The 24,842-nt window shown below is 37.0% G+C and carries 14 protein-coding genes; 5 read left to right on the top strand and 9 right to left on the bottom strand.

Annotated features, from left to right (window positions below; translation table 11 throughout):
• Positions 1-659: 659 nt before the first annotated feature.
• The 3 genes from FHY47_RS16575 to yhbH all read left to right on the top strand — a co-directional run bounded on the left by FHY47_RS16575 (position 660) and on the right by yhbH (position 4,745).
• A complete protein-coding gene (locus FHY47_RS16575) occupies positions 660-2,555 on the top strand; it encodes a PrkA family serine protein kinase (protein ID WP_066102762.1) in 1,896 nt (631 codons plus the stop codon).
• A 310-nt stretch (positions 2,556-2,865) separates the two neighbouring features.
• Positions 2,866-3,060 carry a hypothetical protein gene (locus tag FHY47_RS16570; RefSeq protein ID WP_066102759.1) on the top strand — a complete coding sequence of 65 codons (195 nt, stop codon included), beginning with the start codon at positions 2,866-2,868 and terminating at the stop codon, positions 3,058-3,060.
• 521 nt (positions 3,061-3,581) lie between these two features.
• Positions 3,582-4,745, top strand: coding sequence for a sporulation protein YhbH (gene yhbH / locus FHY47_RS16565; RefSeq protein ID WP_066102758.1), 1,164 nt, complete (start codon positions 3,582-3,584; stop codon positions 4,743-4,745).
• An 82-nt stretch (positions 4,746-4,827) separates the two neighbouring features.
• Here yhbH and FHY47_RS16560 read toward each other — a convergent pair whose 3' ends face one another.
• Genes FHY47_RS16560 through efeO form a run of 3 tightly spaced genes read right to left on the bottom strand, consistent with a single transcriptional unit; the run spans position 4,828 to position 8,674 of the window.
• Positions 4,828-6,555 carry an FTR1 family iron permease gene (locus FHY47_RS16560; protein ID WP_148631174.1) on the bottom strand — a complete coding sequence of 576 codons (1,728 nt, stop codon included), beginning with the start codon at positions 6,553-6,555 and terminating at the stop codon, positions 4,828-4,830.
• Entirely contained in the window at positions 6,530-7,762 is a 1,233-nt protein-coding gene (gene efeB, locus FHY47_RS16555) for an iron uptake transporter deferrochelatase/peroxidase subunit (RefSeq protein WP_066102869.1), read from the bottom strand. Before efeB ends, FHY47_RS16560 begins: the two co-directional genes overlap by 26 nt.
• A gap of 27 nt (positions 7,763-7,789) precedes the next feature.
• Positions 7,790-8,674 (bottom strand): iron uptake system protein EfeO, encoded by an 885-nt coding sequence (efeO, locus tag FHY47_RS16550; RefSeq protein ID WP_175354246.1) that lies wholly within the window; start codon positions 8,672-8,674, stop codon positions 7,790-7,792.
• A gap of 573 nt (positions 8,675-9,247) precedes the next feature.
• Here efeO and FHY47_RS16545 point away from each other — a divergent pair.
• Entirely contained in the window at positions 9,248-14,026 is a 4,779-nt protein-coding gene (locus tag FHY47_RS16545; protein ID WP_148631172.1) for a S8 family peptidase, read from the top strand.
• Between the two features lie 190 nt (positions 14,027-14,216).
• On the opposite strand, the gene FHY47_RS16540 is transcribed toward FHY47_RS16545, so the two are convergent.
• A complete protein-coding gene (locus FHY47_RS16540) occupies positions 14,217-15,596 on the bottom strand; it encodes a peptide MFS transporter (RefSeq protein ID WP_077247996.1) in 1,380 nt (459 codons plus the stop codon).
• Between the two features lie 416 nt (positions 15,597-16,012).
• On the opposite strand from FHY47_RS16540, the gene arcA reads away from it, so the two are divergent.
• Positions 16,013-17,245, top strand: a complete 1,233-nt coding sequence (arcA, locus tag FHY47_RS16535) for an arginine deiminase (RefSeq protein ID WP_148631170.1) — start codon at positions 16,013-16,015, stop codon at positions 17,243-17,245.
• A gap of 57 nt (positions 17,246-17,302) precedes the next feature.
• Here arcA and ald read toward each other — a convergent pair whose 3' ends face one another.
• The 5 genes from ald to ltaS all read right to left on the bottom strand — a co-directional run bounded on the left by ald (position 17,303) and on the right by ltaS (position 24,072).
• Positions 17,303-18,442: an alanine dehydrogenase gene (gene ald, locus FHY47_RS16530; protein WP_066102745.1), complete on the bottom strand. Its 1,140-nt coding sequence runs from the start codon at positions 18,440-18,442 to the stop codon at positions 17,303-17,305.
• Between the two features lie 149 nt (positions 18,443-18,591).
• Entirely contained in the window at positions 18,592-19,827 is a 1,236-nt protein-coding gene (locus tag FHY47_RS16525) for a PucR family transcriptional regulator (protein ID WP_148631168.1), read from the bottom strand.
• Positions 19,828-19,976: 149 nt separating this feature from the next.
• Positions 19,977-20,975 carry an inorganic phosphate transporter gene (locus FHY47_RS16520; RefSeq protein ID WP_148631166.1) on the bottom strand — a complete coding sequence of 333 codons (999 nt, stop codon included), beginning with the start codon at positions 20,973-20,975 and terminating at the stop codon, positions 19,977-19,979.
• Positions 20,976-20,995: 20 nt separating this feature from the next.
• Positions 20,996-21,616: a DUF47 domain-containing protein gene (locus tag FHY47_RS16515; RefSeq protein ID WP_066102736.1), complete on the bottom strand. Its 621-nt coding sequence runs from the start codon at positions 21,614-21,616 to the stop codon at positions 20,996-20,998.
• Between the two features lie 473 nt (positions 21,617-22,089).
• Complete coding sequence (gene ltaS / locus FHY47_RS16510; protein WP_066102731.1) at positions 22,090-24,072, bottom strand: lipoteichoic acid synthase; 1,983 nt, start codon at positions 24,070-24,072, stop codon at positions 22,090-22,092.
• Between the last annotated feature and the right edge of the window lie 770 nt (positions 24,073-24,842).

The raw sequence follows: 24,842 nt of genomic DNA, 5'->3' as shown, positions 1-24,842 counted from the left end.
CAGGAGGAAGAACACCTCCTTCCAAGCCCCTGTCTTATGCTCCTCGCGGGCCTACACGATGTAGGTCATGAAGACGTTGCCACAGGACGTGGCGTATTTAGTCTTCGTTCCTTAATATAGCCGTCTTAGCTTTTTAGTTAATCTAGCTTCAACTCCTAATCCCTCGAGTCATAAGGATAGCCGCTGCGGGAGGGAAAAGCGCCTCCCTACGTGCCTATCCTTATGCTTGTCAGGCCTGACAAGTCGTCTCAGCCTTTTAGTTAATCTAGCTTCAGGGCCTAGCCGCTCGAGACATAAGTGTGGCTGCTACGGGAGATAAAAGCGCTCTCCCTACGCACCTCATCTTATGCTTGTCGGCTGATCAAGGCCCTTCAGCTTTTTAGTTAGTTTTATCATTGTAGCCGCCGGTGAAGATGGCTGCGAGGAATGCTAGGGATACGGCAATAATAATGGCAAGTTTCATTGGATGATCCTCCTTGTATGAATGCTTTGGAAAAAGTATACCATATAAGTTAATTTTTTCTCCACTAAGAATATTTTAGAAAATTATAAATTGGTAATTCATTATGGATTCTTAAGGGGCTTACACATGTTTGACTATATACGTGCATACAGTATTAGTAGCAGCTGAATCACAGCTAGGGGAGGATTAATACTGAATGGATATCATTAAAAAAATAGAACAATTTAGAGAAGAAGAGGAAAAGCTGAAGTGGGAAGGGACATTCGGTGATTATTTGCAATTATTAAAGAAAACACCCTTAGTAGCTCAATCAGCTCATTCCAGGGTTTACAACATGATTAAGGATGCAGGTGTAGAAATTGTTGATGGGAAGAAAAAATACAGCTTTTTTAAAGATGAATTATTTGGCCTCGAGGAGTCACTTGAGCGCCTTGTAGAGGAATATTTTCATCCAGCTGCTAAACGATTAGATGTGCGAAAACGTATTTTGCTACTAATGGGGCCTGTGAGTGGTGGTAAATCGACCTTAGTAACGCTTTTGAAACGCGGATTAGAACGATATTCACGGACGGATCGGGGAGCGATTTATGCGATAAAGGGTTGCCCGATGCATGAAGATCCATTGCATTTAATACCGGCACATTTACGTAATGATTTCTTTGAGGAGTATGGAATCAGGATTGAAGGTAATCTTTCACCTCTAAATTTGATGAGGTTGGAACAGGAATATGGTGGCCGTATTGAAGATATGCTGGTAGAAAGGATATTCCTCTCAGAAGATAAGCGGATTGGAGTAGGGACATTTAGTCCATCTGATCCGAAATCACAGGACATTGCAGATTTAACTGGAAGCATCGACTTTTCTACGATTGCTACGTATGGGTCAGAGTCCGATCCGCGCGCATATCGATTTGATGGTGAGTTAAACAAAGCGAATCGCGGGATGATGGAATTCCAGGAGATGCTGAAGTGTGATGAAAAATTCCTGTGGCACCTGCTTTCTTTGACTCAGGAGGGTAATTTTAAAGCTGGCCGATTTGCGTTGATCAGTGCCGATGAATTAATTATAGCGCACACTAATGAAACAGAATATCGCTCCTTTATTTCCAATAAAAAGAATGAAGCCCTGCATTCCAGGATTATCGTAATGCCAGTCCCTTACAACCTGAAAGTATCCGAGGAAGAAAAAATCTATGAAAAAATGATTCATGACAGTGATGTATCGAATGTTCATATTGCTCCGCATACTTTAAGGGTTGCAGCCATGTTTACTACTCTTAGCAGATTAAAAGATCCAAAAAAAGGTGATATTGATCTTGTTAAGAAAATGAGGCTATATGATGGAGAAAACGTGGAAGGCTTTAATTCTGCAGATGTAGAAGAATTGAAGAAGGAACACTCGGATGAAGGGATGGGCGGCATCGATCCGCGTTATGTCATTAACCGAATATCTTCAACTATTATTAGAAAAGAAACACCTTCGATTAATGCACTGGATGTATTGCGTTCCCTAAAAGAAGGATTGGATCAGCATGCTTCCATTACAGCCGAGTTGAAAGAACGGTATATGAATTATATCTCACTTGCACGAAAAGAATACGATGATATCGCGAAGAAGGAAGTACAAAAGGCATTCGTTTATTCCTATGAGGAATCAGCCAAAACCTTGATGAATAATTATTTGGATAATGTGGAGGCATTCTGCAATAAGTCAAAACTTCGTGATGTCCTAACAGGTGAGGAAATCAATCCTGATGAAAAATTAATGCGATCTATTGAAGAGCAAATTGGAATTTCTGAGAATGCTAAGAAAGCGTTTAGGGAAGAAATTTTAATTCGAATTTCTGCATATGCCCGTAAAGGAAAGCGGTTCGATTATAATTCTCATGACCGTTTACGGGAAGCAATACAGAAGAAACTGTTCGCTGACTTGAAGGATGTCGTTAAAATTACAACCTCCTCTAAAACTCCAGATGAAAGTCAATTGAAGAAAGTAAACGAGGTAGTTGCCAGATTAATAGATGAACATGGATATAATTCTACCTCGGCAAATGAGCTTCTGCGTTATGTAGGCAGCTTGTTGAACAGATAAGTATTGACGAAGGAGAGCTATCTTACATGTCGAGGTATTCGACTTGTGGATAGTTCTTTTTAGGTTGCTTTCTGAAGATTAATGAGGGCACCTATCTTAGGTTAGCTGAAATATCGAGGGTATCGGCTGGATAAAAGACTAGTTTGGCTGGATTATGACGTGAATCGGCTGCATAAAGGCTAGGATTGGCCGGATACAAAGTTAAAACGGCTGAACGAAGGCTCAGTCTAAGTATTCTCTATGGCTTTAGAATGGGAAAAAATGTTTATTAGGTTGATAGGATGGGAATAGGTCTTATGAGGTGATAGTGATGAAAAAAGACGAAAAGGCAGATACAATCGCTGAAAGTCTTGCTGAAAATGGCTCGATGGCACCGGATCTTGAAGAAATGAAAAACCTTGGAAAACAGATGGAGCACCTAAGGACAAATAAAGAATTATCCAAAGAATATAATAAGCAGCCTGATCCTGTTCAACATGAGGAAGAAGAGGCAGAAAATAAATAAATAGTAGTAGTTTTACAAAACGCTTGGTAAATGGCATCTCCCATTGTATATTCTGTTTGACAGTAGGGGAGATTACTAAGCGTTTTTTTCTTTTGATTAGATATATAGCCTAACACCAAATCGTTGGTTCGGTACATAGAGGTGAAGGGAATCTGGATACTTGGTCAATTTTTAAGATAAATTACTCTTTGCGTTCAGCTTCCATATTTAGCACTTCTCCATAATATTCAGGATAGTAATTTCCCTTTTAATAACTCTCAATGGCTTTATCTGAACCTTAATCTCATAATCTATATTACATTTGTTAATACTTACTAAACTATTCTCAGTAATAAGGATGGTTATAGATTCTATAATTCCAAATGACAAGGGGATAAGCAAAACTTTGTCTTATTTTAAGAATATTTTGGCAATAAATTGTAGTTTACGCATAGGATAGAGTAATCAAACATTAAATTCTAAAAAAGACTATTTAACATCTAGAGTATTATGATAAATGTGTTATAGGAGGGGGAAAAACGATGTCGGATAAGAACAATAGCCATCAGTTCGCCATTTCAAAGGAAGATTGGGCCCTCCATCGAAAAGGTTTTGATGATCAGCAAAGACATCAGGAGAAAGTACAGGAAGCGATACGTAATAATCTACCTGATCTAATAACAGAGGAAAGCATTATTATGTCCAATGGAAAGAATGTTGTAAAAATCCCGATACGCTCTCTTGATGAATATAAGATTCGTTATAATTATGATAAAAACAAGCATGTTGGTCAGGGAGATGGAGATTCCCAGGTTGGAGATGTAGTAGCAAGAGATGGAAGTGGACAAAAGGCGCCAGGAAAAGGAGGAGAAGCTGGAGATCAGGCAGGAGAGGATTATGTTGAGTCTGAAGTTTCTTTATTGGAAATAGAGGAAGCCTTATTTGCAAAATTGGAATTACCGAACTTAAAAGAAAAGGAACAGGGAGATCATACCATTGAGCATTACGAATTCAATGATATTCGTAAAACAGGTTTAATGGGAAATGTGGATAAGAAGCGAACGATGATTAGTGCATTTAAAAGAAATGCACTGGGTGGCAATCCTGGATTTACACCTATTTATCAAGATGATCTTAAGTTTAAAACATGGAATTCAGTTGTGAAGCCAGAATCTAAAGCAGTCGTTTTGGCTATGATGGATACTTCTGGAAGTATGGGGCTTTGGGAAAAATATATGGCACGTAGCTTTTTCTTTTGGATGACACGTTTCTTGAGAACGAAATATGAAACAGTTGACATCGAATTTATTGCTCATCATACAGAAGCAAAGGTGGTAGACGAAGAGGATTTCTTTTCTAAAGGTGAAAGCGGTGGGACGATTTGTTCATCAGCCTATCGGAAAGCATTAGAAATAATTGAACAAAAGTATCCGATGGAACGCTATAATATTTATCCTTTTCATTTTTCGGATGGTGATAACTTAACTTCAGATAATCCTCGTTGCATAAAACTTGTGGAAGAATTGATGGAAGTATCTAATATGTTTGGGTATGGTGAAGTTAATCAATACAATCGTAATTCCACATTAATGTCCGCATATAAAAATATTAAAGATGAAAAGTTTCAACACTATATATTGAAGCAAAAGGCAGATGTCTTTCATGCTTTGCAGTCATTCTTTAAACCAGAAAGTATGATTCATTAAAGTATGTTTCTCTTTAAGGAGTAAATAATTAAATTGCTTAGTATAAAGACGCTAGGGTATTTATCCTCTAGCGTCTTCTGATTTAACTGGACTTCTTGGTATTACTATTTTTTGTTTTATTATAAATTGCTATTGTCACATAAATAAGGATCAAAATGAGTTGACCGGCCATGGTTTCAACTGTTGGATAAAAACCAATTTGATTGAACACGGGTAATTGGTGAATGACGGTCGTCGGCAATATATTGGTGAGCTGTAATGTATGAATGCTTGAACCGATGATTTTAAATGCCAATACATAGATGAAAATGGTGGCTACAAAGAAAAATTTATGCACTTGGATTCGTACACTCATTTTGAATAATATAAAGGCAACAAGAGCCAGAATGGCTAATGCAATGATAATACCGAGGGTAAAATCAAACATCGGCATGTTGGGGGCAATACCCACGTAAAAAATAATAGTTTCCGCTCCTTCACGGAAAACAGATAAAAACGATACAGTAGCCATGGCAAACACAGATTGTTTTGAGATGGCCTGTCCCATTTGCTTCGATAAATAAGAGTTCCAGGATGCAACATTAGATTTGTTATGAAGCCATCCCCCGACCCCAATCATCATGGCAGCGGCAATTAGTCCGACATAGCCCTCCAAGATTTCGCGGCTCGTATTAACGGTCAATGAATTAAAGATGAACGATAATGCCACAGCGGCTACTGCAGATACAAGGACCCCTAAAAGAGCACCCATATAAATCCATCGAGCCATGTGCTCCTGATTCGATTTCTTCAGGAATGATACGAGTACCATAATAATAAGAAGTGCTTCCAAACCTTCACGTAATAAGATCAATGCAGAATCCCAAAAAGTATAATCGCTATCTTCCTGCAATAATTGGATTTCTGTTTTGAAATTAGATAATTGGTTAGTGATCGAATCTGTATCTATAGTATCCTTCGTTAATTCACTGACCAGAATTGGTAAATCACTTTCCAAGTTTGTATATAAGGAACTGTTGCGGGTAGAAACCTCCATTTCAATGTTCGGCCAAACAATAATGAATTCCGTCAAAGCATCACTGGCCTCGTCAAACTTTTCCATATCAATTGCCTGCAAGGCATCATCAATATGATTAATTAACGTTTGGAGTGAGTAACTTCCTTCTTCAACAGCAATATCTTCACCTGCCAAAAATTGTTCAATGGACGCTTTAAACGCTGCATATTGACTTGCTACAAGGGGTAAGTCTGGGTCTTCGCTTGCCAATGTGATGCGGATAAAAGCTAACTGTGTTTCAATTTGTCCATACATACCTACACTTTGATCACGTACAGGCTGTTCGTATTGATTCCATTTTCCATTAAGAACATTGTATGCTGGTAGAATCTTTTCATAGTCGTCCGTGGCTAATGCTTCTTCAAATTGCCTCATAAAAGGTGTATACTTCGTTTCAAACTCTTTCCGTTCTGCTTCCTCATCAACTGGATTTTCAAGTTTTTCTAATTGAGAAAGAGTTGTTGATAGCTGCATGATTGTCTTAACCCGTTCTTCTTGTGTTGAAGATTCAAGTACCGCGTTTAGTGCATCATCAACAGCTCTTTTTGCTTCCTTCTGTTCGGAAGTCACCGATGCCCAATTTTCTGCAAACTTATCTATAGCTTTTTGGGTTTGTTCGTCATTTCCTTGCTTTGCATTAATTAATGCATCACTAATTGATATGTAAAAAGAGCTGTAGGATGTTGCAGCTAAAGCTGGCAAAGCTACAAGCATACAAACTAGAAAACTACAAATTTGTAAAAAGCGCTTCACCTAAATAACTCCCTTTTTCAACACCAGGGAAGCAGGCAAAAATGGCGCTGCCTCGATGTGTAATATATTCATTTAATTTATCGTTACGGCCTAAACTATTTTGAATGTCGATAAATTGTTGCGGATGTTTTTGGAACGAGATAAACAGTAAGCCAGCATCATAAGCCCCGGTGTTTGACATAATGCCTGAAGAATAAGAAAAAGAACGGCGGAGAATCTTTTGCTTTGCTAATCGTGCAAGATGGACATGGGATGTTTCCGGAACAATGTAGTTGCCATTTGCATCTTTCTCTAATTCATTAAAATCGTCAAATTCATCTTTCTTACCGAATGCCGCTCCGCTTTCACGATAGCGGCCAAATGTTGCCTCCTGCTGATGTAAGCTGGTCCGATCCCATGTTTCCAAATGCATTTGAATGCGACGATAAACCAAATATGTTCCATTTACCAGCCAACTTTTCGATTCACCGGATTGAATCCATACAGAATCATTATATTCACTGTTTTTGGCAGGATTAACCGTACCATCTTTAAATGCAAATAAGTTGCGCGGTGTACTTCCATCGCGTGGAATGGCATTAAAACCAGATTGAGACCATTTGCTTCTGACCTTCCCGTTTGCCGCACGAACCAAATTCCGTACGGCGTGAAATGCTATTTGAGGATCATTGGCACATGCTTGTATGCAAATATCTCCGCCATTGTATGCTTCATCTAATTGATCTTTTGGGAAATGCGGCAAATCCATCAATTCTTTCGGCCTTAAATGCTGAATGTTAAGATTTTTATTATCGAATAGAGAAGGACCAACCCCAAACGTTATAGTTAAGTTAGAAGCATCGATTCCCATGGCTTCACCAGTATCAGTGGGAGGGATGTGACCGTTAGTGGAAGGTTCGACGATTTGTTCACCATTCATTAACCGAACAGTAAGAGATGTCCACAATTTAAATAATTGGCGCAATTCCTCTTTTGATTCTACTAAAACGTCCAATGCGGCAAAGTATATATGGCCTTGTAAAGGGCTTGTGATACCGGATTGATGGCGTCCATAAAATGCAATTTTGTTTTTTACAGACTGGTTATCATCCAAGGAAGGTTGCAACTCATAGCCTAAAGCATTCATCGTGGAACCCAATCCGCTTGCACCGATAACCATTCCTGTTGCTCCGATGCTAGTTAATTTCAACATCTCGCGTCTTGTCATTTTGTTAGTAGACAACGATACTCACCCTTATTCTAAAATGATCCCCATTTGGCTCAATGGTTCACCTAGTTGATTGACGGCTGTGGCTAATGCATTTGTATCTTTTTTCGTCAATTCATTGTATGATACATAGCCGCCATCAGCTGTTTCATATTTTGATAATAATTCATCGAGCTTAGCGAATTTCTCTTCTAGTGTAGTGACCAAGGCTTCATCTTTTGCTTCGATTTTATCATGTAAAATCTCGAAGATTTTTTCTGCCCCTTCAATATTTGCTTTAAAGTCATAAAGGTCTGTATGTGAGTAAATTTCTTCTTCACCTGTAATTTTTGAAGTGGATACTTCGTTCAATAAATCAACAGCACCAGTAATCATTAAATCCGGTTCTACTTCGACTGTTTGTACTAATGCATGCAATTCCTTTGTATCAGCTAATAATTGATTCGCGACTTCTTCATAACCCTTAGTTGTGTTTTCAATCCATAATGCATACTCAAGTTTATGGTAGCCAGTCCATTCTTCTTCGCCTTTGCCTTCTTCCTGGATATCAGCCAGACGGCCATCAATGCGTGGATCTAAGTCACCGAAGCTTTCCGCGATTGGCTCAGAGCGTTCAAAAAACATGCGCGCTTCAGGATATAATGCTTTCGCGGTTTCGATATCTCCATCCAGGAACGTAGTAACAAATTTTTCAGTTTCGACTAGAAAAGAATCCATTTGTTCCAAAGCGAATGTTTTATAAGTATCCGTTTCGGTTTTCAAGTCGGCAACAGTTGTTTTAGTCGATGTTGTTTGGTCTGCCGGTGTTGCAGTGGAAGCTGTTTCTTCTTCTGTACCGCATCCAGCTAATAGTAGGGAGGCTGATAAAACAGCTGCTGACATCATATTGAATTTTATAGACTTAAATTTCATAATTTGTAACCTTCTCTCTAGAAATTGTTATTGTAGAGATAATAAAATCCTTCTTAGTGTCCTACCCAGCCAATTTTTGAAGTAATGAATAATTGATATACATATTAGATTGATTAGACCGAGTTATTAATAATACTTTTTTATCTATTCAAAAATTAAATGTGATAGATAAGTAGGAGAATAAGGATGATTGTCATTATCTGCTAGTATACAAACTATATGATATTGATAATCATTATCAATTGTCAATTCAAAGTTTAAAAATAGGACTTTATACATGTCATAAAAATATTTTCGACAAACGTCATTAAAAAATATATTAGAAAATTATCGAACTGAGAATCATTATCATTGACAATGATTCTCAGTATTGCTAATATTTAAACCGCAAATGACTGATATATGGTTATTTATGTATTGAGTGATGTACATGTCATCAGGTTGATTAGGAATTTTAGGGAGTAAGATCGAAGAAGTAAAAGGAGGAAGATATCTAGTTTCAAGAAAAATTTTCTGAAAATACTTAAAATTTTGTGACTTAAGATCTATTTACACGAAAAGAGGAGTTTAAAGATGGGGAAAAAGTTATTCAAAGGATTAACAGCAGCTACAGTGGCGTTCACATTTGCTATGCCGCTTGGGACAGTTTCAGCTAAAACAGTGCAAAAGACCCAAGTTGAGGTGCCTGCTATCGGCACTGCCAACAATGGCCAATTGATAGAATCAGAGGGGAATACAGCAACGAATGTATCTTATGGTGGGAAAGCTAGTGAAGAACAAATAATCGTGAAATATAAAGATGAAAAAAGTTCTGCCAAATCCGTGGAGAAAGTTGAACAATTGGGTGGAGAAGTGGTAGAGACTACGGATGAAATGGCTCTTTATAAAGTGTCGGAAGAAAATGTTGAAACTTCGATCGAAAAGCTAGAAGAAATGGATAATGTGGAATTTGTTGAAAAAAACACAATTTATTCAATTGAGGGTACAGTTAATGATACATACTTTGACAGTCAGTGGAACTTAGAAGCAATCAATGCTCCAAAAGCTTGGGAAGCAGTAGAGAACACAGATAGAGATGACGTAGTAGTGGCTGTCTTGGATACAGGTGTCCAAAGCTCTCATGAAGACTTGGAAGGCCGTGTGTCGGAAGAAGCTGCCACTTTCGTTGATGGATATGAAGAAACATTCGCAGGGGACGATAATGGCCATGGAACCTTTGTTTCCGGCATTGTTGCAGCAAATTCCAATAATGAGAAGGGGATTGCTGGGGCAGCAGGCAACAACAACGTTAAAATTTTACCGGTTAAAGTCATGAGTAAATCGGGTGTTGGTGATGCTTATAATATTGCGAGAGGAATCCAGTATGCAATAGAGAAAAAGGTAGACGTCATCAACTTAAGTTTTAGCGGAGAATATAGCGAATCGGTCGATAAAGCTATACAGCAAGCCCATGAAGCGGGAATTGTTGTTGTAGCTGCTTCAGGTAACGGAGGCGGAAATGCAGATGTTTCGTATCCTGCAGCATTACCGAACGTTATTTCAGTTGGTGCCATTGCCGCCAAAGACCAAGTGTATGCGGGTTCTAACTATGGTAGTACATTGGATCTTGTGGCTCCTGGTGTAAGTGTTTTGAGTACATCGATTTCAGGGGATTTAGGCGATGAAAATGGTTATTACAAAACAGGTACCGGTACTTCTTATGCAGCGCCGCATGTAGCAGCAGTAGCGGCACTATATAAATTGGAAAATCCAGAAGCCACTGCAACGGCAGTAGAAGAAGCTTTAACAACGACAGCCGTTGATATGAATGTGGAAGGATTTGATGAAAAAACAGGCTATGGAAAAGTCGATGCACTAGCTGCTTTATCTGATGATGTAACGATCTCTCCCTTATCCTTTACCTTGCCAAAAGCGAATGCAATTGTTATTGGTAAAACAGCTATTCAAGCAGAATTAAATAATGTAACAGACGTTGTAAGTACAAGGTTTTATATCGATACAACGGATGAAACTAACTTGATCGGCACTGTCTCCGATACAGACTCAACTACTGTTTCTGTAGAATGGGATACAACGCAGGTTGCCGATGGTGAACATAAAATCATAGCTGTTACATATGATGAGAATGGAAATAAGATTACTCAAGCTGAGCGTTCTGTAAAGGTTCTTAACGAAGCGCAATCCGGTTATATGTTCAGTGTGAAAACACCGAATGATACTGTCGCGAAAGGCGCGGCCGTTCAGTTGTACGAAAAAGTGAAAGCGAAGGATGGCGAGTATTCTTATTCATCACTTTGGTCCGGTGCAACAGACTCTGAGGGAGTTGTTCGTGTACCTAGTCATGTCGGTACAGATTTAAAAAAACTTACAGTTGTCGTTCAAGGAAAATTTGATTCCGAAGAGGGTAATGCATGGTTCATGTATTCACGTGAAGTAAACAGCAGCGGCACAGTGGAATTGTCCAGTGATAAAACGCAAGCGGTATCATTGAGAACACTTGGTGTAAATGGTGAAAACGTTGAAGAGGCACAATACTTCATTAAGATGAAAGATGAAGAAGGATTGGATATTACTGCCGATACAGCAATCAATGAAGAAAATGCAACAAAGTCCCCTGTTGTGTATTTGGATAAAGGTGCATACAGTCTTTACTCTTATTATAAACAAGATGGAGACACGTACTTTTTAACAAACTCTGATGCTTCGATTACGAGTAAAACATCGTCATTGGTCTTTGATAGTCGTGAAACCGGTGAAATCGCTATCGATAATTCAGACGGAAAGCTTGTAAATGCAGTACTTTACTTGGATAACGAAGATGTGTCTGAAATTTTTGGTACATCTGAAGTATTAACAGGCCAAAAATTTTTCGTAACAGCTGGTGAATATGATTATATTGTCGATGCAGAGGTCAAAGATCCTGATGGCGGTGAAAATTGGATTTATGTTTTAACGAATGATGACCAAACCGCTGTGGTTGAAAAAGGCGGAAAAACATCCATTAAAGCTGGTGGATCGCTTGAAATCAGTGAATTCCTACCGGATCAAGAGTCATTAAAACGGTATTATGCACAACGCGGATTGACATATATTGAGCGTACAAGTCCATATACGGCTTATAAGTTAGATGGTGCGATTTATACTAAGCAAGTATTCTCTGATGAATACGGAAATATGTTAGTCGGGATGTACCGTGGTTCGGTAGACCCAACAAACGCATTGTACAAGAAGAATGTTGAAACTGGCGAAACGGTCATTATGGATGAGGAAAATACCGTAGCTGCGATAAACTTTGGTGACCTTTATCCAGTTTATCAAGTAAAGAGGGTTTCGGATGGCGAAATCATGTTAAATAGTTATACGAAAAACCCTACAAACCCAGCTAATCGTAGTTATTATTTTTATTCCTTCTGGGTACCGAATAGTTCAAAAGTGACAAACGGTGAGTATGAGCTTTCATTAACATTGGATTCAAGCCCGCTTGCACCGAATGGTTTGAATAAGGCAATGACCATCGACATGCAAGATTCAGGTGTCAATGTAACATTAAAAGATGATCAAGATCAAAATAAAGCAACATACGTGACAATCAATCGAGTGGAAAAAGACGAACATGGCGAATATCAGTGGGTACAGGCATTTGGACGGAATTCAGATTCTACAACGAAGGTATTATCCGTTCCTTCAAATCTTGAATTGAGTCAAGAGGAAAATGGAAACGTTGCAATCATCCGGTACACAACATCGACTGGTGAGTTTGCGTATTTGTTCCGTCAATTTACTGATCTTGAGGAACTTTCTGTTCCGATAACCATCCCTGACAATATGCAAAAAGTCTCCATCTCTGCAATGGATGGCAGTGAAAAACTGGATAATGTTTCTTCGAAGCTTTGGATGATTAAAAAGCCTGTTGAAGTAGATGGCGTAACCGTATATCCCACAGCAAACAACTTGCAAAGTTACAAAAAAGAAGCGGTTTACTTAGAGCCAGGTTCATTTGTCATCGAAGGCAGCTATGTTACCCTGCCAAATGCGGATGGTGAAAAATCAAACTATTATTTCTTAGAAAACGATGTAGAAATCAAAGCTGACGATGAAAATCAAGTTATCTTCAATACGGAAGAATTAGCGGAAATTAAAATCGATGCAAATACTGAAGACTTCAAAGATGTTCGTGGAGCTATATTGTATCCATACAATCAATATAGCTCGGCATTTACAAAAACATTGCGAGTTGGCCATAAATTCTATGTGCCAGCTGATATGGAAATGGACTTGCAGGTACAGCTTGGTTATGGAGATCCAGAATCAACTGATTATATCTGGAATTACTTCTTATATAAAGGTACACAAACATTCAGCGCTGATGAAAAGGTAAACTGGAAGGTAGGCGGCCAATTCAAGGCTTCCATTGCTTTAAAGGATAACAAACTGAAGCAAGGTGAACCTTTATCTGCCGATACATCCATTCAAGATGAATATGGAAATACCATTAGTTCGGTAATTGTGAATAAGACGTCTGATTATAGCATCGCGGAAAATCAGGAGATTGTTTATGAACGTTTGGCGAATGGGCAAATCGTCGAAAAAGTGGGGACAACAGACAGTGGGAAATACCAGATAACTCATAGTGGTGTAACTGAAGCCAGTTCGGAAAGTGTAAAACCATTACTGCGTATATATAATAAAAAAGGTGAAATAGTAGTGGAACAATCCAATCTGGATTTCTATCAATCTGTTGAAGACTTACCATTATCATTGAATACAGGCAGATATCGAGCTGAATTAGCGATGGCAGCAAGCCCCATGGGACCAATAACATCAAGTGAGAAGGAGGGATTATTTAAGGTTACAAAGAAAAAATATCCTCCAACCACTAAACCAAACGGGAACTGGTCAAGTGAAGATTTAACAGCCACTATGACTAAGAAGAAAAATGGTTTCTCGTTTACTTTTACAGAAGAGCAGTTGAATACAATCAAGGCATCGGATGTGGGAAAGGTAACATTAGTCACAAATACCGGTGTAAAGATTCAGGTTGATACAAGTGAGTTTAAAGAAAAATATGCAAATACTTTAACAATGAGTCTTTCATTGAAAAAAAACCGACTGATCTTTGGAGCTTCTACAAATGGTAAGAGCATTCACTTCTCGAACTATGTATTCATTAGTCTGCCTAAAGAAGAGCTTTCCGCTCCTCTTGAGAAAATAGTCATTTTACGTGAAGGACGAAAAGGAATTGAAGTGGTTCCTCACATTGTGACCGATGAAGGCATCGTGCTAAAAGTAAAACAGGGTGGACAATTCAAAATAAGCACAAACAAAAAACCTTTTCATAATAAACGTTCATAAAGAGTATATTGAAGGAAGCGATTGATCTTAGGTCAGTTTTAACATTTTTGTTTGAAACAAAAGGCTGAATTTCATGTAAAGAGAAGTTTCTTTAAAAAAGAGATGGAGAGTATAGGTTTGATATAATAAAAAAGACTGACGTTATGGCAGATGAAAATCGTGCCTTGCGTCAGTCTTTTTTATAAGTTAATTATTTTATTTCCATCATTGCAACAAGTTTCTTGGATAGTGCTAAAAGAATTAGACCGAAGAAAATTGCTACACCGCCGATAAGGGCGAATACTTCAAAATATCCAAGTGATTGTGTTACAGCAGCTAATTGTCCAGCAATAATGTTAGCGACACCAGAAGAAGCTAACCATACACCCATTAGCAAGGACGCTAATTTAACTGGAGCAATTCTACTTACAAGGGAAAGTCCTACTGGAGATAAGAACAATTCACCCATTGTATGAAGGAAGTATGTTACCACGATGAACATGATACTTGCTTTTTGTTGAATGCTTGCAGCATCATTACCTGTTTTGAAAATTGCAAATAACAATACGATATAACCTAAACCTAGCGTAATCATACCCATTGCCATTTTAGTTGGAACTGGGATGTCACCACGTTTGGAACTTGCAAGTTTAACCCATAATGCAGATACAATTGGTGCCAAGAGTACGATGAATAATGGGTTAAGTGATTGGAACCAGGATACTGGCACTGTCCAACCGAATACTTCACGATCTACAAAGTCTTTTGTATATAGAGTTAACGAACTTCCAGCTTGTTCAAAACCAGCCCAGAAGAAAACAACAAAGCAAGTAATGATAATGATTACCCATGTACGTTGTTTCTCACTGCGTGTTAATGGAGCATTGGATTTTTCTTTAGATTCTTTTGTTGCAGAAACTGCTGGGCGTTTACCAGCATCACCTAAATATTTGTTAGCCAATAAGTTAAATAGTAATTGACCAATGATCATACCAATTGCTGAAATTAAGAAACCATATTTGTAGCCATAGGTCATAACACCGTCAATTGTCTTAGTAAATAAGTCTTCCGAAACAAAACCGATGACTAATGGAGCAAAGAAAGCACCAACATTTATACCCATATAGAAAATTGTATAACCTGCGTCACGGCGAGATTCATTGCCTTCATATAATTGGCCAAGCAATGTGGAAATATTTGGTTTGAAGAAACCATTACCAGCGATTAATAGAGCTAAGCCAATGTATAAGAATGTTTGGCTTTGATGGGCGAACAACGCGATATTACCTAAAGCCATCAAGACCCCACCAATCGTGATGGACAGACGGTGACCTAAATAGCGGTCTGCTAACCATCCACCGACAAGCGGCGTGAAGTAAACAGCACCAGTGTAGAATCCATAGATACTGAGAGCTGTTTTATTATCAATCCCTAATCCGCCACTGACTAATTCAGTAGTTAAATAGAGGATTAAAATGGCACGCATGCCGTAATAACTAAATCTTTCCCACATTTCTGTTAGGAATAAAAGATATAATCCAGGAGGATGCTTTTTCTTGCCAAGCTCCTGAGCTTGAGTGTTAACTGACATCTTTATTTCCTCTCCTTATTTCATTTCGCATAAACATTATTTTAAAAAAATTTTAACTAAATAACAATAGTTTTTTAACGCTTTAGCGAAGTAAAAAGATTCATAAATATTCAATAATTATTAATTTTTAAATAATGTTTTTACACATAGTAAGCTGAAGATATGAATATGAGAATAACTTTTTTGTATATAAATACATTGGTTTGTAAATCTATATTAACATAAATAACTATATTAAAAAAGTGTTTAATCGGATTCAGGAAAATAAAACTATTGGAAATAAATTTACAAATAAAGTATTATTAGGGAAATGGATGTGTGATATAAATAATTTGGTGTAATAGGATTACGTTTTCCTATAAAAGGGGAAATATCTAGATAAAATATAATATGGTATTTCAAAGGGGATTGGTGGAGTGTTTAAAACAGAAAACAAATTACATATTTCATCTGAAATAGGCCAACTTAAAAAAGTACTATTACATAGGCCGGGTAAAGAAATTGAGCATGTAATTCCTTCAAATATGGAGAGATTGCTATTTGATGATATTCCCTTCCTTCCCAGGATGCAATTGGAGCATGATCAATTTGCAACTGAGCTGGAAAAACGAAATGTTGAGGTCATCTATTTGGAAAGTTTGGTTAAAGAGTCATTTACTTCTCCAGAAATCAAGTTGCAGTTAATAGATACTTTTTTACGCGAAAGTAAACATCATCTTGTTGGAAGCTATGAAATGGTTAAAGAATACCTTGAATCCTTAACAGATACAGAGTTAGTCAGAAAATTTATGGAGGGTGTATTAAAAAAAGAACTGGATGATCGTAAAAAAGTTCATCTGGATGATTTTCTATCAACCTATTATCCTTTTTATATTGATCCCCTTCCAAATCTGTACTTTACAAGAGACCCTGCAGCAATCATAGGGGATGGAATGACCATTCATAAAATGTCTACAGCGGCCAGGAAAAGGGAATCTCTATTTTGGGAATTTATTATGAAACATCATCCTGATTATCAAAAACAGGATTATAAACACTGGTCCGATCGTTCCGAGCCTTTTGCAATTGAAGGAGGGGATATTCTAGTATTAAGTGATGAGGTTGTGGCCATTGGTGTAAGTGAGCGCACATCAGCACGGGCAATTGAAAGGATGGCCTTTAATCTGCTTAGTAGTTCTATGACCTATAAAAAAGTACTGGCTGTTGAGATTCCAAAAAAACGTGCATTTATGCATTTAGATACAGTGTTTACTATGGTTGATTATGATAAGTTCACTATTCATCCGGAAATTGAAGGGACAAATGGGCAGATGAATATCTTCATTTTGGAGCTGGTAAATGAGTCTGGTATCCAAATATCAAGAAGATATAATTTAGTAGATACCTTGAAGGAAGTATTGAACTTATCGGAACTGGCCTTAATTCCATGTGGTGGGGGAGATGATATCGTTTCACCGAGAGAACAATGGAATGATGGATCCAATACACTGGCAATAGCGCCGGGAGTTGTAATTACGTATGATCGCAATCAAGTAACAAATAAGCTACTTCAAGATTTTGGAGTGGAAGTTATCGAAATCCCAAGTTCAGAGCTGTCACGTGGCAGGGGAGGTCCTCGTTGTATGAGTATGCCCCTTTTACGAACCTAACAAAAAAACAGATGTAACGGTTAAAACCGTTACATCTGTTTTTTATTATCCAGTTTCTTAGTTGAGGCTTTCTTCGGCTGTCAGATTCATAGCATCTTTAATCGCCTTATAAGTGTATCCAAGATCTGTGGCTACCGCTTCATAGGTAACATAACCGTTAAGCGTGTTAACCCCCTTAGCTAAGCCAGCATTATCCGTAATAGCTTGGATTGCTCCTTTATTTGCAATCTCAAGGGCATATGGAATAGTTACATTTGTTAAAGCTATCGTAGAGGTTCTTGGTACTGCACCTGGTATATTGGCTACGGCATAATGAATCACGCCATGTTTTGTATATGTTGGACAATCATGTGTGGTAATATGGTCGACTGTTTCAAAAATGCCGCCTTGATCGATTGCCACGTCTATAATCACTGAACCAGGAGTCATAGCTTGTACCATTGAATCTGTCACAAGCTTTGGCGCCTTAGCACCTGGTATAAGAACAGCACCAATTACCAAATCAGATTCAGCAACAGCATCAGCAATATTAAATGGATTAGAGATAATGGTAGTCACTTGGTTGCCGAAAATATCATCAAGCTCCCTTAAACGATCAGGGCTTAAATCGATAATGGTAACTTCTGCTCCTAAGCCGATGGCAATTTTGGCAGCATTCGTACCAACTACACCACCGCCAATAATGGTTACTTTTCCTCTTTTAACCCCTGGAACACCGCCTAATAAGATTCCTTTGCCGCCCTCTGGCTTTTCTAAATATTGCGCACCGAGCTGAACAGCCATCCTGCCGGCTACCTCACTCATTGGAGTTAATAAAGGTAATGATTTTCCAGATGAAACTGTTTCATAAGCGATGGAAAAAACCTCAGAATCAACTAATGCTTTTGTTAATTCTGGACAAGCAGCTAAGTGAAGGTAAGTGAATAAAATCAAACCAGGACGAAAATAAGTGTATTCCTCAGGTAGTGGTTCTTTAACTTTCATAATCATGTCTGCTTTTGTCCAAACCTCTGCTGCTGTTGGGTATATTATAGCTCCTGCAGACTCATAATCTGAATCTGTAAAGCCACTGCCCATTCCAGCTGAGGATTCAATCATGACTTTATGTCCGGCAGATACCAAAGTCAAAACGCCTGCTGGAGTTATGGCAACACGATTTTCGTTGTTTTTAATTTCTTTTGGGATTCCTATCAGCATGTTTTATCCTCCAGTCTTATCTAATGTACAATTATTATAATCCGTATTTTATCTGAATAGTATGTTAAAAACAGAAAATTTAAAAATAACGTTTTGTGATAATTCACAAAACGTTCAAAAAATTTTTGGTTATGAACTTATATATATGATTAATATTTAGATAATTTCATTTCGATTAAGAGATGAGAGGTTATTTTATGATCCTTTAAATCATATTGGCTGATCTCTGTTATTCTTTTTAAACGGTAAGAAAGAGTATTAGGGTGTATATGCAGAGTGTTGGCAGTAAAAGCAGGATTAGAATTATTTGTTAAATAGATTTCTAACGTTTCATATAGCTGTGTTTGATGTTGTTCATCATATTTTTTTAGGATATTCAGACCGGTAGGGAGTTGTTTTGGTTGGCTGCTTCGTTTTTCACTGATTATATGGAGGTATTGATAAAGACCAAGTTCATCGTACCATTGAACATTAGTTAATTCAGCTGTATATCTTTTTTTTAAACTAATAACCTCAAGAGCTTCTAAATAGCTCTTACTGGTATCAATATAGTCAGAATATACATTTCCGCAGCCTTCCGAACAAATGGTAACGTTAAAACGTTCCTTCATATCAGCCTTAAAGGATCGAATAAAGAATGATATCAAATCCTTAGATTGATTCTTACTGGTATTCAGTAAAAGAATAAGTTTATTTTGATCTATCGTATGAAAGATAATAGATACTTTTTGTGTTGTACTGATTAAATAGACGATTTGTTTATCCAAGTCAATATCAATAGAGGATGTGAACTCAAATACAAGAATCGTATAATGTTTCGATAATGTAAATGGGAATTTAACCAAATCTGCGAGTATTTCCTTTTCAGTAGGATAATGTCCGGTTAAAAGTTTCCAAAAGAATTCCTGATAGTTGTCTTCCTGACTTTTTAAGCGCGACTGAAGAAGTAAGAGCTGATTTTTTGCTTCCTTTGCTGCAAATGCCAGTATGGATAGTTTTTCATCCGTGATGGCAGTATCCGATTCAAGAGCCCAAATAAACCCCAGAATCTCATCATTTTTACGTATTGAAACAGCAATTCTTTTACCAAGTCCCACATCATCAAGGGGGTCAACAATAATAGGCTGATCATTTTGAAGTAGGAAGGGAATTATTCCTTTTTTCCACAGAGCATTAATTACTTTTTCAGGTACACGTCTGCCCATAATGGTTAGAATACGGGCTTGATCGGTAACATTGGTATGAGCACTATATGCCAGCAATCGATGATTGGCATCCTCAATGGTGATTGGATAGGTGATTAAAGAACTGATTCGATCAGCAAATTCATGCAGGCTACCATATAATCCTTTAAAAAAATCCTTGGAATAGTACTGATTCTCCATTGAAAGACTCCTTACCGAAAATGGTTGTTGCTTCCATTATACAAGAAATATTCATATGATATGATGATTCAATACAAAACAAAAAAGAGATTGGAGGGGATTACGAACGTAATACTCTCCAATCTCTTTCTATATTAATAAATTTCTATTTAAAAAAAGAAATTTAAACTAAGATAAATCAAACCAGCTAATGCTGCCGAAATAGGCATCGTAATAACCCAGGTTATGACCATTTTCTTGGCTGTACTCCATTTAACACCTTTTACACGGTGGGAAGCACCTACACCCATAATAGATGATGAAATAACATGAGTGGTACTTACAGGAAGATGAATAAAGGTAGCTCCAAAGATAATAGCTGCAGAGGTTATGTCAGCTGCTACACCGTTAACAGGACGAATCTTCATAATGTTTCCGCCGACTGTTTTAATAATTCTCCAACCGCCTATAGACGTTCCAAGCCCCATTGCGGCAGCACAGGATATCTGTACCCATAAAGGAATGTCAGTAGATGACGTAAAGCCATTTGAGATTAAAGCAAGGGTGATAATCCCCATTGCCTTTTGGGCATCATTTGTTCCGTGAGAGTATGCCTGCAAAGCAGCAGTACCAATTTGAATGAAACGGAAATTCTTATTGGTCTTTGTTAAATTATTATTTTTAAAAATTACTTTAAAGATACTGTAAACAATATAACCAGCAACAAAGGCAATAACTGGCGAGAATAATAAAGCATAGATAATTTTTAGGAATCCGTCGAAGTGTATCGCACCAAATCCAGCTGCTGCAATTGCAGCCCCGGCAATAGAACCGATAATGGCATGTGATGAACTACTCGGAATACCGTAATACCAAGTGATTAAATTCCAGGCAATCGCTGAGATTAAAGCTGCCATAATAACAATTGAACCATTTTCCAGTGTAAATGGGTCAACAATATCCTTCGTGATTGTTTTTGCCACACCAGTAAAAGTCATGGCTCCAACAAAGTTCATAATGGCTGCCATTAAAATGGCATGCCTAGGTTTTAATGCTTTTGTTGACACAGCTGTTGCGATTGCATTGGCTGTGTCATGAAACCCATTGATGAAATCAAAGGATAGGGCCAATATTACAATCAATACTGTAATTAAAAGTAATGTATCCATAATTGTTTAAGAACCTTTCATCAAGCGTTTTTCATAACGATTGTTTCTAATGTATTCGCCACAGACTGACAATAATCCGCAATTTCTTCTAGGTTCTCGTAGATTTCTTTATATTGAATAATACGGATTGGATCTTTTTCCACAAGGAAAAGATGTTTAACAGATTGACGATGCAGAGTATCACAATCAGATTCATGTTCTTTTATTTTAATTGCAATAGGACGAATGTCATTTAATTTTTTAGTCATTAGTAATTCTACAGCGCGGTCAATTTCATGAGCGGCATTGCGAATTTCATCGACAAATTTCAACATATATTCATTTGCATTGACAATAGAGTACATTTCAAAGAGCGCAGAACAATGCTCAAGACCATCGAGAACATCATCCATTGTCATGGCAAGCATCAATATATCTTCACGCTCAATCGGTGTGATAAAAGCATTATTAAGCTCTTTGATCACTTCATGTACATAATCATCTCCAGTTGTTTCATATTGCTTCATTGTGTCGGAGAAGATTTTTAAATCGCTGATATTTTTTAATTTATAATCTGCGAAGTAATCAGAGCTTTCTTTTAAATTCGACGAAATATTTAAAAGCATAACCGCAAATTTATCTTTCTTTGATTTGAATACCATAGTGACCTCCACTTTCGGAAAATAATAATAATAATTAAGATTAACAATGCAAAATTAATTCTAAACCTTTTATTTAGACATGAAAAGAAAAAACCTTTTTTTAGAGGTAATATTTACATAAAAGCGTATACAACTTATTTAATATTTACGTTATATTTACAAAGCTGTAATATTTAGAAATAGAATTTACAAAATAATAACAAGCAGAATGATTTCAGTTCTGAATTACTTTCCGATTTAACTAACTCATTGTAGGGGGAAAAGGCTGGTATTATTGACAATTCAGTTGGAATAAAAGATAAGTTATATCACCTTGGACTTTAAGGAGATATGAGTGTATAGTACCCAAATTAGGGACATTTAAGTTATTCAGATATGTAGTCTGTAAGCGTGGTCTGCGAAACAAGATATACATTGTAAGATTTAATTAAAAAAGAAAGCCCCCAATTCTTTAGGAATTGGAGGCTTTTAGCTTACTCTTCGCTCTTCGTTGATGTAGTTTCACCATCAGCAGCGTTAATATTATAGTTGTATTTTGATGGGTCTACAGGTTTGAAACCTTCTGGAGTATAGAATCTGAGTAAATCTCCGTAAATAATTTTATCGGACATAGCGAGCATGGTTGAGGCATATTCGCCCATTTGAGCATACTCTTCAGTTTCTTCAATAAGTGTTCCAGTGGAATCATAGTACTTGCCATCAATATATTTTACATTCGGACTCATAAAGTTACCATTTCTAAAAGGTACTATTTCAGTATGGTCTTCTGATAGTAAATCAGTTCCAAGTTGAATGTAATTCTTTGAATCAACACCTAGTAAGTGTAAAAGTGTAGGAAGTAAATCGATCTGCCCACCATACTGATGTTGGACGCCGCCTTCCATACCAGGAACTCGAATAATTAATGGTACTTCTTGAAGTTCGGCTGAGTCATACTTAGTAATTTCCTCTTTATTGAGTACTTGTGCCATCGCTTCATTATGGTTATCAGATATACCATAGTGATCGCCATAAAATACAAGGACAGAACGATCATAAAGACCTGTTTCTTTTAAATAATTCACGAATTCTTCCACTGATTCATCCAAATAACGAGCCGTTTGGAAATAACGGTCTACAGATCCATCACCTGTAGTTGCTGCTTCAATAGTAGCATCCTCTTCAGAAATTGGATAAGGGAAGTGGTGAGATACTGTTATGAACTTTGTATAGAACGGTTCTGGTAAGGATTCAAGTAAAGGCTTAGACTGCTCGAAGAACGGTTTGTCTTTTAAGCCATAGTTTAATACATCTTCATCCTTCATGTCATAATAGCTGGCGTCAAAGAAGTTTTGAACACCCCAATGTTTATAAACTTCATCACGGTTCCAGAATGATTTATAGTTACCGTGGAATACAGCAGAGGAATACCCTTTTTCTTGTTCAAGGATAGAAGCAGCTGACTGATACGTATTATTACCATTTGTAGTCATTGCTGAACCTTGAGATAGGCCAAACAAGGAGTTTTCTAGCAGCATCTCTGAGTCAGATGTTTTTCCTTGCCCTGTTTGGTGATAAAAATTATCAAAGTAAAGTGTATTCTTATCTTTTGTAAGCGAGTTGATAAAAGGTGTTACTTCTTCTCCATGCAGCTTGTAATCAATCAGGAAGTTTTGGAAGGATTCTAAATGAATATAAATTACATTCATTCCTTCAGCCGCTCCAAAGTACTTTTTATTTGGTTCTGCATAGTTTGCCTGTACAAAGTTTTGAACCTCTGTTAGGTCACTGGAATCAGCTGACGCTTTTTGGGCATTCACCTTCATCGTTTTTAATCCATCATAAATTGTGTAATTGTAGGTTCCCAGATATTTGACCAAGTAGTTACGGTCGAATGTTCTAGTTAATAACTGAGGACGGTCAATCTCGGCTAATACAACATTTAATACAAGCATTCCTACACCAAATGCGAAAACTGCCCCTGTTTTACGGAATTTCAAGCGGCCTTCACTTGGTTGGAATTTCTTATAAACGATGAATAAAATAAGAATGATTGTATCAAGGAAATACAGTGGATCATAAATGCGTAAAAGCTCCATTACACTTCCGAGCAATCCACCGCCATCGCCCACATTGAGATTTTCTGTCTGCTTTAATGTTTGCCATGTAATAAAGTCGTTAAAGAATCGATAATAAACGATATTGGCATACTGTACAAAGGATAGAATAATGTTTATAAAAACTAACCATTTAAATGCACGTTTGCCCTTTGCTAATAAAGCAAGACTGAAGAAAATAACGGCTGAACTGATTGGATTAATGAAAAGTAAAAATTCTTGCATCGTATTCGTGATACCAAGATCAAATTCTACTATATAACTTGTATAGATTTTAATCCAAAAGAGAACAACAGCGACTATAAGGAAACCAACAGGTCCACTTAAGCTCTTCTTCGCTTTGCTCGTAAATGCACTCATTGTTTCACCTCAATATTTGATTTTAGATTTATTAGTAGTTTCAAATTTTTATGCTTATTTTTTGTCTGACTCCAAAAGGGATAACAATATTGAATTATAAACTGAATCTGGAAAAAGTCAAATGGAATCCTTTCGACAAAATACCAATGAATCCCTGATATATAAGGATTTTATATTTTGATTCAGGCTAAGTTTTTATATGGTTTTATTGACAATTCGAGGTGAGCTTAATCAACTGTTTCTAGTCAGAGGTGTGTCTATATAAAAATGGAAAAGTATTCTATGATTTAGATATTTTCAAATGGCGGGTTAATAGCCAGTTCTGTATTGTATGCTCTAGGTCTGGAACGAGAACAAGCTATGCAAAACAAATTTATATAGACATTTTCTTTTAAAGATTGGAGTCATAAATAATTTGCAAAGTGGATTCTTTCATCTAAAGGTAATTACTCGGATTACTTAAATACAAAAGAAGTTTACATCCATTATATATCGAAAATATTATTAAAACCATTTGTATGATCCTCTTATCTATATAGTAAGGTTAACCATACTAAACCAAAAATATTATTACAGCAGATTTATCTATCTAAATTAAAAATTAAATCTCTATTGGAAGATAAACCCTATAATGATCCATTATATAGTATAAAAATCTTTATAAACAGATTCTTTGGACTTGTTTTCCTATCTTGTTAGCGGATTTAAATATGCTCATAATCAGACCCAATACAAGATTTAAACCGTTTAATCAACTTTTCTATAGTATT

The sequence above is a fragment of the Bacillus sp. E214 genome, from assembly GCF_008087365.1.
GTDB lineage: Bacteria > Bacillota > Bacilli > Bacillales > Pradoshiaceae > Pradoshia.
Note: the sequence above shows the minus strand (reverse complement) of the source record. Positions and strands in the feature narration are given on the sequence as shown.